The sequence below is a fragment of the Paenibacillus borealis genome (genome assembly GCF_000758665.1).
Lineage (GTDB): Bacteria > Bacillota > Bacilli > Paenibacillales > Paenibacillaceae > Paenibacillus_AQ > Paenibacillus_AQ borealis.
On record NZ_CP009285.1, the window covers coordinates 7139836 to 7154339 of the forward strand.

Below are 14504 nucleotides of genomic sequence, written 5' to 3' on the forward strand. Positions count from 1 at the left end.
TGCTCTCCTCCCCTGCCACGGAAGACGATGTCTGACGTGGCTTTTGCTCTTGAGTGCTGTGTGCAAGTCTGGCTACCGCTTAAACAGCGGAGAACACGGAATGAATGTGGAGAAGCGGTAGCGGTCGCCTTTGTATACGGATTTTCACCGCTAAGGTAAAAATAAATAAAATCCGGATACAACAGCGATCGGAACATCATTCCGTTTTCGGAGCGTCCACCAATGCGCCTGCGTTGCGCCCCGCACCTGCACCTCGCACCTGCCCCCGCACCTGCACCCCGCACCTGCGTCCGTACCTGCACCCTGCACCTGCCTGCACCTCGCACCCACCATCTGCCCATAGAAAAGCCCCAAAAGCCATGCGGCTTCCGGGGCACTCCTCTACTTAATACCTTTCTCCGCAGTATAAGCATTCCACTGCTTTGTCCATTCCGCCTGGATCTTCTCAAGCCCGGCCTGCTTGGCCTTCTGCATGAAGGTTTCCAGACCTTTGTCGATATCCTCCACCAGTCCCGCTTCCAGCGGGAACAGATACTGCTTCTCGACCTGCTCCAGCGCCGCTTTTTCCGCCTGATAGGAAGAATAGTCCTCTGCAAACCCGAGGAACAGATCCGGCTTCTGAATCTTGTCGAGTTCATCGAAGATCGCCTTCACTCCGTCAAAACCTTTGTCGAACAGCATATACTCCGGATTTCTCCAGGCCCAGCCGTTCATGCCCTCCCGTGTGAAGCCGTTGGTCTGGCTGGTTCCCAGCAGCTTGTAATAGCCGTCTTCCACGGTATAGTTCTTGCCTTCAATCCCATATTCGGTCAGCTGGTTATAGCGTTTGTCCAGGACCAGCTTTTCATAGAAAGCGAGCGCCCGCTCCGGATTCTTGCTGCTCTTCGGAATCGCAAAACCATTATGAACCGGATGCACCGGAGTAGCATACCCCGTTGTCTTGCCGAACGGATAATACCCCAGCTCCCATTCGGGATGTGTGGTGCTGATCTTCATGACCATATCGTTGAACCGTGTCGGATTATCCCCGAACATGCTCGCCGCTTTGCCGGAAGTAACCGGGTCCTGCATCGTATCCTTGATATTCAGCACGTTCTTGGGAATGAAGCCTTTTTCCTGCCAGCGTTTCATGACCTTCAGCTCTTCTTTTTGCTCATCGGAGCCCCAGTAGGAGTACACCTCAGTAGGCGATTCGTATTTCACACCCATGCCATACGGCAGCGCGCCAACCATCTTGTTCAGCTCAGTATAAATATAATGAAGATTATTGCCGATATCGCTGTTCAGGGAAGCCGGCATCATATCCGGTTCATTCTGTCTGATTCCATCCATATAGGCCTCATAGCTGGCCAGATCCGTAGGCTGGGGAAGATTGTATTTCTTGCGCAGGTCCTCACGCCAGACGAAACCGTTGGTCACGTATTCTTTGTACGTCGCAGGCACTGTATAGATTTTGCCGTCTACCTTAACATCCTCCCACATCGACTCAGGAACGAATTTCTGCAGCTCAGGTGCAGCCTTAGGCAGCAGATCATCAAGAGCCAGGAACGCGCCGCGTTTCGCATAGGAAGCATATTGCGTCCAGTCTGCCGTGAAGATCAGGTCAATCGCCTGGCCCGAGGAGAGCAGCAGCTTGTATTTCTGATCCCAGTCCGTCCAGCTCGTATAGTTGAATTTAACCGTTGTATTAAGCTCCTCCGCTGCCATTTTATTGACTTCCGCTTCAATCGCCGGCAGATCCTTTGGCGCATCGCCGAGCATGTAGAATTGCAGCTCCACTTTCTTGGAGGTGTCAATCCCGGGTTCTGCTGTAGCAGTGGCAGTGCCCTCTGTTGCTGCTGCCGTATTGTTTGTGCCGCTGTCCGTGTTGCCCGCTGCCTCTTTATTGTTGCCGTTGCTGCCGCCGCATCCCGCAGTGAGCAGCGAGACTGCCAGCAGGGCAGTCAGGACTGCGAGCGGCTTTTTCCGTGCATTCTTGCTCATTATGAACCCTCCCAAAAATGTTGTTTGGTGATACTTCTTCCTGGTTCAGCTCCTCACAATACCTATGTTAGCCGAATAGCAGCTGCCTGTGACAGCGCAGTTCTGCCATACGGTTCTAACCTTTTACCGCTCCGATCGTCAGGCCTTTAACGAAATAGCGCTGAATGAACGGGTACAGAAACAGAATGGGGCCGGTGACAACGATGGCCATGGCCATTTTGGTAGACTCGGTAGGCAGGTCGGCCCCCAGACTCACGCCCGTTCCCGCCCCCATGTTAGCAATGAACGAAGCCGAGTTGATCACATTGTACAGGTGGAACTGCAGCTGATACTTGTGCGTGTCATTAATGAACAGCGAAGATGAGAACCAGTCGTTCCAGTACGTCAGCGCGAGAAACAATCCAACCGTGGCAATGCCGGGCATCGACAGCTGCAGCACAATCCGCCAGTATATTTTGAAATCACCCGCTCCGTCAATCTTGGCAGATTCGAACAGCTCCTCAGGAACAGCGGAACGGATGAAATTCTTCATCAGAATAATCAGGAACGGTGTCATCAGGCCCGGCAGAATTAAGGCTCCATAAGAGTCGGTCAGATGCAGATATTTGGTCATCATAATGTACCAGGGCACCAGCCCCCCGCCGAACAGCGTGGTGAAATAGATATAGAACGAGAACGTATTGCGGTATTTGAAATCTTTGCGGGCCAGAACATAACCAGCCATAGTCATGAAAAACAACCCCAGCGTCGTCCCCGTAAGTGTAGTAAACAGAGTAACGCCATATGCGCGCAGTACCTCATCCGGAAAAGTAAACACCGTCTTATACCCTTCCAGCGAGAACTCCGCAGGGATCAGATGGTAGCCGTCCCTGATAATCGAATCATTGGAGGTCAGCGATGCCGATATAATCAGCAGAAACGGGATCAGACACGCCAGCGAGCCGAGTATAATGACCGTGTATGCCAGCCCCTGCAGCAGCCTGGTATAGTGATCGTCTTTAATATGCATGCTCTTTCTCTCCTCCTAAAACAATGCGTAATCATCATTGATTTTGCGGATCATGTAATTCACCGTCATGATCAGGATGAAGCCGAACAGCGATTGATACAGGCCTGCCGCTGTCGCCATGCCGATATCAAAGGTCACCTTGAGGGAGCGGAAGACGTACGTATCCAGAATATCAGTCGTGTTGTACAGCACCCCGTTATTGCCGATCAGCTGGTAAAAGAGGTCAAATTGCCCCTTCATAATGCTTCCGAGTGAAAATAGCAGCAGCACAACGAAGGTAGACTTCAGCATCGGCACCGTGATATACCAGATCCGTTGAAAAATATGCGCTCCGTCAATTTTGGCCGCTTCATAGTACTCATCGCTGATCCCTGTGATGGCTGCCAGGTAGATGACCATGCTGTAGCCGAGATTCTTCCACAGATAGAACAGGATAATCAGGAAGATCCAGACTAGCGGCTTATTGTAGACATCCACAGGTCCCGCTCCGAACCGGGCCAGCAAGGTGTTCAAGAAACCGCTATCATAATTGAACACGTTGTAGACGATGACGCTCAGAATAACGAAAGAAACAAAATACGGCAGGAACATAATCGACTGGGTCAGTTTCTTGAACCATTTGTGGCGCAGCTCGCTAAGCAGAATCGCACAGACAATTGCCAGTACGTTGCCGAGCAGGATGAAAGCCAGATTGTAGCCGATGGTATTGAGCGTCAGCTTGATCAGCGTGCCTGATTTCCAGAGAAACTCGAAGTTCTTCAGACCGACGAATGGAGCATCGAACAAGCCGGAATTGAAATCAAATTGGGTAAACGCATAATACACGCCGACCATCGGGAAATACGAATTCACCAGGAAGAACAGCAAGGCCGGCAGCAGCATGAGGAAAAGAATCCGGTTATGAATCAGCTCATGCAGAAATCCCTTCTTCCTTCTCTTACGGGTGCCGGACTCTATCTGCGGGGACAGCCCGCCTGTTCCTTTCAATGGAAGCTGGATGGCGAGTGGCATACCCGACTTGCGCTTGCGGTGTCTCAAAGCCTTCACTCTCCTATACCTATATATAAGTTGCGGCGGCACACTGGCTCCGAAGCCTCTGCCCCTCAAGGCCCGTATGGCTTCGTCCAATGAATGACCTGAGTATAGAAGACGCCTCCTGCAGCTGAACAGTGAAGCTTACAGCTATTCCTGTATTTTATTGCCAATCCTATGGTGTACATTTCATACTTTTGTGCAGTAACCGCAGCTTGAACGCAAATAAGCCCCGGATCACTCTCCTTCGGGAGAGAATCCGGGGGTGTTATTCCGCGTGCCCCACGCTTATTTCCTCATATATACTCTTATAGCTCCATCGAACAAGCCTTGCCCGGCTTCTCCCTCACTCCCTGCTGCCGCCCGGCAGACTGCCCTTCGGCCAGCTTCAGCACCTTCCGCTTCCGCCAGCGCAGCAGTACCAGCCCCCCTCTTGCCGCTTCATCAGCAATCATAGAGCAGTAAATACCTACCAGCCCCCAGCCGCTGCTGATGCCGAACAGATAGGAGCCGCCTACGCCAATCAGCGACATAGAAATCATCGAGATCACCATGGTATAGCGGGTGTCTCCAATCGCATTAAGCGAATTGCCTATAGCCATATTCAGCATTTTGGCAGGCTGCAGCAGCAGATTCAACGCCAGCAGCGATACTCCGAGCGCCACAATCTCCGGATCTGCAGTGAAGAATCCGAGCAGCGTCCGGCCAAACAGATAGAGCAGCAGCACATTGGCGCTGACGATGGCCAGCCCGATGAATAGCGTCCGGTAAGCCCCGCGATAAGCTTCCTGCGTCTGTCTTGCGCCGAAGAGATGGGCAATCTGGATCTGCCCGGCCATCGCTATGGCATAGCCCAGGGTGAAGCAGAAGGACTCCAGCGTGTTCAGATAGGTACGTGCAGCCAGCTCTTTGGCACCCAGCATGGCAAGGAAAGAATAGATTACCAGCTGTGACAGCACCCAGGCAGAGGAGTTCAATCCCAGCGGCCAGCTGATCCTGACAATCTCCGCGAATAGTTTGCGGTGAAAGGTCCGGAAATCAGGCAGTCTGATCCTGCGTTCAAAGGCACTGCTGAACATATACAGCAGTGCAGCCACTCCGATCAGCCTGCTGATCATCGTGGAGACGGCAATACCGCTGAGGCCCATCTCCGGCAGGCCGAACATGCCGAAGATCAGAATATAATTGAGCAGGATATGAATAACATTCACGGCCACTCCTGTATACATCGGCCCCTGCGTATTGCCTGTATTGCGGATAGCGGAGCCTAGGGAGGCAGTCATTCCGACCAGGAACAGTCCGCCGCCCACATAAGTGAGATAGACATGCGACAGCGGAATCAGTTCTCCTGTAATGTGAAGCATCCGCGCAATGGGATCAGAATAGAAGAACAGGAGGATACTGACGGCAAATCCCAGGATTGTGCTGACGCTTACCCCCATGATGGCAATGGCACGTGCCTCTTCATTCCGGCCGGAGCCGAGCCGCTGGGCAATCAGTATCCCGGCTCCTCCAGCGAACGTGGTAAACAGCGTAATCAAAGCGCCAAATAATTGATTCGAAATGCCTACAACCGCAACAGCATCATCAGAGATCCGGCTGACCATGATGGTATCTACTGTCCCGAGCAGCGTTTGCAGAAATATTTCAATAAAAATAGGCCAGGCCAGCATCCACAGTCCGCTCTTCCCACCCATGGGTTTCACTGAATAAACCCTCCTCTGCCGATATGCGGCTGCTATAATTCTGTGCATCAAGCCTTGCGTTTCCAGCTTGCTAGAAATAAATTATAGGTGATATACTCTGGGAAATGTACCAATTCTCAAACCTAAACTTTCAATATCCAAACCATCCTTCAGGAGGTTACAATGAATCCGCTCCTATTCCGCGTCCCCCCGCTGCCGCATTATATTACAAGCGGCTTCAATCAATACTCTCCCGGCTATCAGCATCCGAACCGCCAGCATATCAAAGTATTCGATCTGCTCGTCGTTCTCAGGGGCTGCCTGTACATCGGTGAAGAGGATCGGCGGTTCACGGTGAAGGCAGGAGACGCCTTGATCCTGCGTCCGGACTGCCACCACTTCGGAACAGAGGGCTGCCGGGAGGAGACTGCTTACTATTGGCTTCATTTTCAAACCTTCCATGACTGGCCTGCACTGCCCGGCTCCGGACTTGACTCCGGCAGCCCCAATGAGCCCGTAGGGGGCCTGCCCGCTTCGTTTTTCAATATCAGCTCGTTTAATCTTGCACTCTCGCAATTCGTCACCCTGCTGCAGCCGGCCAAGATCGAAGAGCTGTTAGCCCAGCTGGGACAGCTGCAAGCCACTGCCCACCTGGAATCGGTCCGCTTCCGGCAGCAGATTCTCTTCCAGGAAATCCTGCAGCTGCTGGCCGCTTCTGTGACTCCGGAGAACCGCAGCTCCCAGTCCACCGTATGTGCCGAGCAGGCCGCTTCCTTCCTCCGTGCCCATTACCGCGAAGAGATCACTATGGCGATGCTGGGAGACAGCCTTAACTTTCATCCCGTCTATATCGCCCGCTGTATGAATAAAGAGTACGGCTGCTCGCCTATGGAGTATCTCCTCCGCTACCGGATCGATCAGAGCAAGCTGCTGCTGATGCAGACCAGCTTCCCCATCGCCCGGATTGCCGAGGAGGTCGGCTTCAACCAGGCGCCTTATTTCAGCTCCAGCTTCATGAAGCTGGAGGGGCTGTCACCGCGCCAGTACCGCCAGCGGTTCTCATGAAACAGGCCATCAGCGTGTTCCCCCGCTGATGGCCTGTTGTCATTTCATTATGCCTCCGGCACCGCCGCAGTCACCCAGAACTCGAATTCCAGCTGCTGGTCCGCAGGGATCCGGTATTCCGGATGTACCGGCGCTCCCCAGCTGTCATCACCGCCGACACCCATTTGCTGCGCGGCAATGGTGACAACCGTGTAGTGCACCTTAGGCAGCTCATAAGGATGCGCTGCCTGCTCCAGCTCGAACGCTGTGTATGGCGACAGCGTACATTCCAGCGGCTCTCCTGCAGCCGCCTGAATCTGCAGCCCGCAGCCGCGCTCGTCCGTAATGCGTACCTGGCGTACGCCAGTACGGTTGCCGGACTCCTGCGGCACCAGATAAGGTGACGGCAGCTCCGTCACCTTACGCCGGAAGCGTCCCAGACGCGCTCCATACGCGCGGTCACTGTAATTCTCTTCCGGCCCGCGGGCATACCAGTCCGACTCTCCATAATCGGCGGACATCCGGAAGGACACAGCCACAACCGGCACATCCGGCAAGCCGGCCGCTCCGGTATAGACCATACGGACCCGCAGTTTGCCGTCTGCGTAGACCGTATACTCAATTCGGGTCTTCAGCTCCCGGCTGATGCTGAATGCATAGTCAAAGGTCACCGTGGCCCGGTCCTTCCCGGTCTCAAGCCTTACCGCCGTGCAGCTGCGGGCAAGACTGGCAGCGAACCAGCCGCCTGCGTGGTAAGCAAGCGAAGTTCCCTTGTCATTGTCCGTGGTTGCCCGCCAGAACAGCGGAGCAGGCGGAGTAGCAATCATCTCACGCCCCCCGTAGCAGAGCGACACCAGCGAACCTGCCTGCTTGGAGAACAGGGCAGCGAATCCGCGGCCGGTTACGCCAATGTTCACGTCTCCCTCGATCACCCTGAACTCTCCAGCCGCAGGCAGCATAACCTTCTCCTGATCCGCCGCAGTCTCAGCCTTTTCTATCCAGAAGACGTGCTCCCCGTAAGCTGTCTCGAATCCCGCCTCAGCCCATAGCTCCGCTTCCTTCAGCAACAGGCTTGCCGCCAGCGTGTACTCTCCCGGAGCTCCTGACACCTCCGGCAGCGCAAGCGGAATCCTCCCCTCTGCCTGCGGCGCAACCGCCACCTCCTGTTCCCCCTTGAAGATCTGCCGCCCTTCCCGGTACAGCCGGTACTCCAGCCGCAGCCCTTCCGTCCCCGCGAAAAGATTACCGTTGATGATCTTCACTGCATCCCGTTCCGGTACAAGCCGGATGTTCTGGTAGAGGAACTTCACCTCCTGCATCTTCGGGGTCACAGTCCGGTCAGCGTAGACAATCCCGTTGCCGCAGAAGCTGTAATCCGTCGGCCGGTCATCAAAATCACCGCCATAGGCCAGATACTCCTCGCCATATCTGTCTTTAGTAACCAGTGCCTGGTCGATATAATCCCAGATAAATCCGCCCTGATACTGCGGATACCGGCTCTCCAGCTCGATGTACTTATGGAGTCCCCCTACCGAGTTACCCATGGCATGCATATATTCGCAGCTGATGTACGGCTTATCCGGCTGGCTCTCCAGGTATTCGGCAATATCCGCAGGCTTGGCGTACATCCGGCTCTCCATATCACTGGTGTCATTATATTTACGGTTATGGAATACCCCTTCATAGTGCACCAGCCGCCCCGGATCGGTCTTGCGGAAATAATGGGACACATTCAGAATCACCTCACCCGCATACGATTCGTTGCCGCAGGACCAGATGAGGATGGACGGATGGTTTTTATCACGCTCCAGCATCGACACTGCACGGTCCATTACAATATCCTGCCACTCCGGTTTATCACCGGGAATGTTCCAGGACGGCTCAACCGCGCCCATCTTTTGCCACGAGCCGTGGGATTCCAGATTCATCTCATCAATCACATACACTCCGTACTCATCGCACAGCTCATACCAGAGCGTCTGATTCGGATAATGCGAGGTCCGCACAGCATTGATATTATTCTGCTTCAGAATGATGATGTCCCTGATCATATCTTCTTTGGTAATGTTCCGCCCTCTGCGGCTGTTGAACTCGTGGCGGTTAACCCCTTTAAATATAATCCGTTTGCCGTTTAGCAGCATCAGCTTGTCCTTCAGTTCAAATGTGCGGAATCCCGCCCGTTGCACAATCGCCTCCACCAGTTCTCCGCCATTATTAAATACAGAGATGCAGACGCTGTAGAGATACGGATTCTCAGCACTCCACAGGGAGACCGTACCTGCTTGCAGGGTAAAGGCCGCCTTTCCACCTACCGCCTGCACCTCATCTTCTGCCACAACCATTCCTGCTTCATCCTTCAGCTCAACCTTTACCAAAGCATCCGCCGCCGTTGCCATGCTGAGTCCAGCCGTTAACGTTCCTTGCTGGTAGGCAGCATCCAGCCCCGCGTTAATCCGCAGATCCTGCACATGAAGCTCCGGCACGGTATACAGATACACCCCGCGGAAGATACCCGAGAACCGCCAGAAATCCTGATCCTCCAGCCAGCTGCCCGTGCAGCGCTGATAGACCTCAACGGCCAGCTTGTTCGCACCCTCCTGCAGATATGGTGTCAGCTCAAATTCCGCAGGTGTGAAGCTGTCTTCACTGTAACCCACGAAATGTCCATTGAGCCAGACATAACAGGCCGCCTCTACTCCCTGAAAAGAAATAAAGACCGGCCCGTTCCCCATATTCGCCGGAACCTCGAAGAACTTCACATAACTTCCCACCGTATTGCTCTCCTCCGGAATCGCCGGCGGCCGCACAGCATCAAGCCCATCCCATGGATACATCGTGTTGGCATATTGCGGCTTGCCGTACCCCTGAAGCTGGATATGACCGGGCACCTGAATATCCCCCCAGCCTCTGGTATCATATTCAGCCTTATAGAATTCCTGGACCCGGCTGGCAGCATTGACCGCATAGCTGAATTTCCAGTCACCGTTCAGTGAGTGGCGCAGCTCCATTGGGGCCTGCCTCTCCGCCTCCTCCATCGTCTTATAATAACGGTGGTCCGAATGCGCTTCCAATCGGTTCACCTTAAATACCGAAACATCGCTTAACCACTTCAGAGTTGGCTCGTTGCTGGGCATTATATTTTCCTCCTTAATGTTCTCTCACAATGATTTTATTCACTTCCATGATTCCTTACCGTCTGCGTCAGCAGTTCCAGCTTCATTTTACCCAAGACCTTCGCAGGTTCATAGTGCAGGATCGCAACTAAGGTGCACATAGCTGACTTTGGAGCATTTGACCCTGTCCTCTTACTGCATCTTAAGCTTTTAGCAGCCGCAAATGGAATAGCATATTTACCGTTTTTGCTGGATTATTTATCTGAATTAAGAGGAACACCCCCCACTCCGCTTTCACGCACATAATCATAAAAAGCCCCAGCTGACCGGCAACCGCCGTGCAGCATGGAGCTTTTAAAGTAAGGGGTTTAGCCTTTTATCGCACTAACCTTTCGTCACATTAGCCTTTTACAACAGCATTAACTTCTTTATACTCGGCCAGAGTCAGCACCTCGCCAAAAATCCCGATATCCCGCAGACCGGAGACATGCATCTCCTCATCCTTGGAGGCGCAGCAGTCGCTGATGCACTTGACCTTATAGGTGTGATACATTGCATCAGAGGCTGTAGAGCGGACGCAGACATTCGTCCATACTCCGGTAACCACCACCGTATCAATCCCCTCCTCGCGGAGGAACAGGTCCATATCCGTATAGCTAAAGGCGCTATGCCGTCTTTTCTGCACGATATAATCGCCTTTATCCGGCTGCGGGGTCAGTTCGGTTATGAAGTCCGATCCCCAGGTACCCTTAATCGCATGAACCGGCCTAACCCGGAAGTCGGCATCATTCTGCCGGTGCGCCTCCTGCACGAAGATCACCTGAATGTCATTCTCGTGGCTAAATTCAATCAGCTCCTGAATCGCAGGCACGATTGCCGCACCGTTCGGGCAAGTCAGTGCTCCATCGGGATGAATGAAGTCATTCAGCATATCTATAATTACTACTGCGTGTTTAGACATTATGCTCACTCTCCCTCTCCTAGTATTTCAGCAAACGCGGAAGCTCGCTGATCGTCTGCCGTTTCACGAACTCGCCATATCCCGGTTTACCGACCACACCAAGCTCGTCATCATAGACCAGAGTGCCTCTGACAATGGTTTTATCCACCTTGCCCTTCAGCTTCATTCCGTGGAACGGGGTGTATTTCGGTTTGCAGTGCATTTTATCTTTGTCGAGCGTCCATTCCTTCTCCAGATCCACAATCGTGAAGTCGGCATCGGTGCCGATTTCCAGCGCGCCCTTCTTCGGATACAGGCCATAGTGGATAGCCGGGTTCGTGCACAGCAGCTCCACCAGGCGGGAAAGGCTCAGTCTGCCTTTGTTGTAGCCTTCACTGATCATAATCGGTACCAGTGTTTCTACACCCGGAATCCCCGGGAAGGAAGTCCAGACATCCATGCCTGGCGCATCCTTTTCCGTAGCAATCTCATAAGGGGCATGGTCGGTAGCCATGAAGTCGATCGTTCCGTCCACCAGTCCCTGCCAGAGCGCTTCATTATCTTCCGGACGGCGCAACGGAGGTGCGATTTTGGCAAAAGTCCCGAACTCCGTCATCGCATCCACCGCGTTCAGCGTCAGGTAATGCGGACAGGATTCCGCTGTCACCTTCACTCCTTTAAGCTTCGCTTCCTTGATCAGCTGATTGCCTGCCGCAGTGCTCATATGCACGATATGCAGACGGGCTCCCGATTCCTCCGAGAAGCTGATGCCCAGCTGGATCGCCGCTTTTTCCGCGAGAATCTTACGGGCTTCGGCCCATGCCGGGTAATCCATCCGTCCTTCTTTTTTCAGCTTCTGGGTGTAGTAATCGCAGATGGCATAATTCTCGGCATGAATTCCGATTGGCATTCCAGTTTCGGCTACAGCGTAGAAGGCTTCGAGCATCTCGGGATCGGTCACACGCGGGTAGGACGGCACGGATGGCGTCATATATACTTTAAAAGCAACCACACCCTCAGCCGCCTGCTCCTTCACAATGTTCAGCACATCATTACGTACATCCTCGCCGGTAATTCCTCCCCACATCGCGTAGTCGACGATCCCTTTGCCTTCAAGTGCATTGAGCTTGTTATGCAGGTTCTCCACCGAACGTACAGACGGTACGCTACAGCAAGGCATATCTACAATCATCGTAACCCCGCCCGCCGCCGCGCTGCTGGTCCCGGTAACGAAGTCTTCACGGTGAGTGAACCCCGGATCATTAAAGTGGGTGTGCGAATCAATGACTCCAGGCAGCACCAATTTGCCCTGTGCATCAATAATCGCATCTGCTTCCGCGTCGATATCCTTAGCGAACCCTACGATAACGCCTTTGTTCACCAGAATGTCCGTCAGTACCTGTCTGTCGCCTTGCGGAATGCTCGCATTTTTAATGATCAGTTCATAACCCATGAATACACACCTCTTCTTTATGATTTGGATGAATCCTCGCTTTGGCCGGACCCGGCAAATCAGCTCCCCGCTTCTGTACACAACAAAAAACCCAGGGTACAAAAGGCACATAATAGTAAACACTGCCTCACCCGGACAGATCCGCACAGTGAAAAGCAATTCCTATCATATACCTCCTGTAGCCTGGGGCAATTTACGGTCGCCTGGTCGAAACGCTCAAACCGGATTATTGAGCTTATACAAGAGCAAGAGCTTATTTGATTAGTCCATCTGCTAAGTAACCATCCCCGGTAAACTCGCGTCATATTATATAACGCAATATCCGGTATCGGCTTCCTTAAGTACCTTTATCATATCATCAGGAGGCCCTGCGTCAAGATTTCAAACAGCTTTGTCAAGAAATGGTCAATATACATGTTACATAAAATAACATAAAAGATTCTCTGGATTCCGCCTTCGCCTCATTACTCAATCTTCGTGTAATCCCGATGCCTCTCTATACGCGGCTTATAAAAACCCGGGAACCCGGTTCCTGCAAGGATTTCGTCTTAAGTTACGGCCTTACTACGTTCATATTTCTTCCCATTGTCGGGTCAGTTCCATTAAGCGTATGAGTCCTGTCTGCAGCATTTCCAATTCTTCATTGCAGCGACAATAATCATATAGCCATGCCACTCAGAATTAGGATCTGGCTGCTTTCGCTTCATTCTCCAGTGAGGCAAAATAAGCAATTTTATGATCCACCTTTTGTGCAAAGCTCTGGAAGAACTTGATCTTCTCATCAATATGCACTTTATGCTCCTGCAGCAGTCTGCGCTGATCGGGTAATGCGCTTACTCCTTCCTTGGAGAGAGCGATGAATTGCTTAATGTCGGCAATGGCCATACCTGTATCCTTGAGACAGCAGATTAATGAAATTAGTTCCAGATCCTCATCGTCAAAACACCGGTTGCCGTTAACGTCCCTTGCCACAACCGGCAATACACCCTCCCGTTCGTAGTAACGCAGCGTATATTGGCTCAATCCGCTTTTTTGTGCTATGGTTTTTATGCTGTATCCCATTATTGCAGCTCCCTTCAGTCAGATGATATCGGTTTCACTTCTAAAGGTAACACCAATCGCTTTCTATGAAAAGCCGCTCTACAAATCTATTGACTTACACCTAACTCTAAGGTCTAAGCTTAACACTGTACCTTCATTTAAGGAGTGAATAATTAATGGTAAAAAGAATTAACGCTGCTAATGGTGCGCTTGAGGTCGCTGAAATTTCCCTGGGCTGCATGCGGATCGCTGACTTGTCTCCCCAAGAGGCTGATGTACATATTCACAGCGCCCTCGAGGCCGGTATAGACTTTTTTGATCACGCTGACATTTATGCTGCCGGTAAAGCTGAAGAAGTGTTCGGCGACGTGCTGGCCGCAAGTCCCGGCATGCGGGATCAGCTGATGATTCAGACCAAATGCGGGATCCGAAACGGCTTCTTCGACTTCTCCAAAGAGCATATTGTAAACTCGGTAGAGAACAGTCTGAAGCGCCTGAAGACCGACTATGTCGATGTCCTGCTGCTGCACCGTCCGGACACCCTCATGGAGCCTGAGGAAGTAGCAGAAGCCTTTGATCAGCTGGAGAGCAGAGGTTTGGTTAAACACTTCGGCGTCAGCAACCAGAATCCCCTGCAGATTGAATTGCTGAAAAAGAACGTGAAGCAGCCCCTGCTGTTTAACCAGCTTCAGCTCAGCGTAATGGTCACCGGCATGATCGATTCCGGAATTAACGTCAATATGACCAACTCAGGATCCGTAGTCCATGATGGAGGCATCCTGGAATACAGCCGCCTGCATGATATGACCATTCAGCCTTGGTCGCCATTCCAATACGGTTTCTTTGAAGGCGTATTCCTCGGCAACGAGAAGTTCCCGGAGCTGAATGAAGTCATTAACCGTCTGGCTGCGGAAAAAGGGGTAGCCGATACGGCTATTGCCATTGCCTGGCTTCTGCGCCATCCGGCTAAGATGCAGCCGATTGTCGGCACCACCAACACTAAGCGTTTGCTCGACATCGCCAAAGCTTCGGATATTACGCTCAGCCGCCAGGAATGGTACGAGATCTACCGCGCTGCGGGTAATGTGCTTCCATAAGGCTAGATCGTATTAAACATTATCTCGTTCAGCTAAGTAATACAGCTCCGGAATCCATTTCCTTGGGTTCCGGAGCTTTGGTGTAGTTATATCAATGACATTAAAAA

Annotated in this window: 10 protein-coding genes and 1 riboswitch; of the genes, 2 read left to right on the forward strand and 8 right to left on the reverse strand. The window is 52.5% G+C overall.

Annotated features, from left to right (window positions below; translation table 11 throughout):
- Positions 1-381: 381 nt before the first annotated feature.
- From PBOR_RS30095 to PBOR_RS30110, 4 genes are all read right to left on the reverse strand, one after another.
- Positions 382-1983, reverse strand: coding sequence for an extracellular solute-binding protein (locus PBOR_RS30095; protein WP_042217599.1), 1602 nt, complete (start codon positions 1981-1983; stop codon positions 382-384).
- 115 nt (positions 1984-2098) lie between these two features.
- Positions 2099-2992, reverse strand: a complete 894-nt coding sequence (locus tag PBOR_RS30100; protein ID WP_042217600.1) for a carbohydrate ABC transporter permease — start codon at positions 2990-2992, stop codon at positions 2099-2101.
- A 15-nt stretch (positions 2993-3007) separates the two neighbouring features.
- The gene (locus PBOR_RS30105) at positions 3008-3874 is read right to left on the reverse strand and encodes an ABC transporter permease (protein WP_425415555.1); all 867 of its coding nucleotides are present in this window, start codon (positions 3872-3874) and stop codon (positions 3008-3010) included.
- Between the two features lie 458 nt (positions 3875-4332).
- Positions 4333-5721: an MATE family efflux transporter gene (locus PBOR_RS30110; RefSeq protein ID WP_042217601.1), complete on the reverse strand. Its 1389-nt coding sequence runs from the start codon at positions 5719-5721 to the stop codon at positions 4333-4335.
- 171 nt (positions 5722-5892) lie between these two features.
- On the opposite strand from PBOR_RS30110, the gene PBOR_RS30115 reads away from it, so the two are divergent.
- Positions 5893-6774 (forward strand): helix-turn-helix domain-containing protein, encoded by an 882-nt coding sequence (locus PBOR_RS30115; RefSeq protein WP_042217602.1) that lies wholly within the window; start codon positions 5893-5895, stop codon positions 6772-6774.
- A 47-nt stretch (positions 6775-6821) separates the two neighbouring features.
- Here the strand turns inward: PBOR_RS30115 and lacZ are convergent, their stop codons facing one another.
- From lacZ to PBOR_RS30135, 4 genes are all read right to left on the reverse strand, one after another.
- Entirely contained in the window at positions 6822-9887 is a 3066-nt protein-coding gene (lacZ, locus tag PBOR_RS30120) for a beta-galactosidase, LacZ type (RefSeq protein ID WP_042217605.1), read from the reverse strand.
- A gap of 379 nt (positions 9888-10266) precedes the next feature.
- Complete coding sequence (locus PBOR_RS30125; RefSeq protein ID WP_042217607.1) at positions 10267-10827, reverse strand: cysteine hydrolase family protein; 561 nt, start codon at positions 10825-10827, stop codon at positions 10267-10269.
- A gap of 19 nt (positions 10828-10846) precedes the next feature.
- Complete coding sequence (gene allB, locus PBOR_RS30130) at positions 10847-12259, reverse strand: allantoinase AllB (protein WP_042217608.1); 1413 nt, start codon at positions 12257-12259, stop codon at positions 10847-10849.
- 159 nt (positions 12260-12418) lie between these two features.
- A riboswitch (purine riboswitch) is annotated at positions 12419-12522 on the reverse strand.
- Positions 12523-12940: 418 nt separating this feature from the next.
- Positions 12941-13321: a MerR family transcriptional regulator gene (locus tag PBOR_RS30135; protein ID WP_042217610.1), complete on the reverse strand. Its 381-nt coding sequence runs from the start codon at positions 13319-13321 to the stop codon at positions 12941-12943.
- A 155-nt stretch (positions 13322-13476) separates the two neighbouring features.
- Here PBOR_RS30135 and PBOR_RS30140 point away from each other — a divergent pair, with 155 nt between their 5' ends.
- Entirely contained in the window at positions 13477-14397 is a 921-nt protein-coding gene (locus tag PBOR_RS30140; RefSeq protein WP_042217611.1) for an aldo/keto reductase, read from the forward strand.
- Positions 14398-14504: the final 107 nt, after the last annotated feature.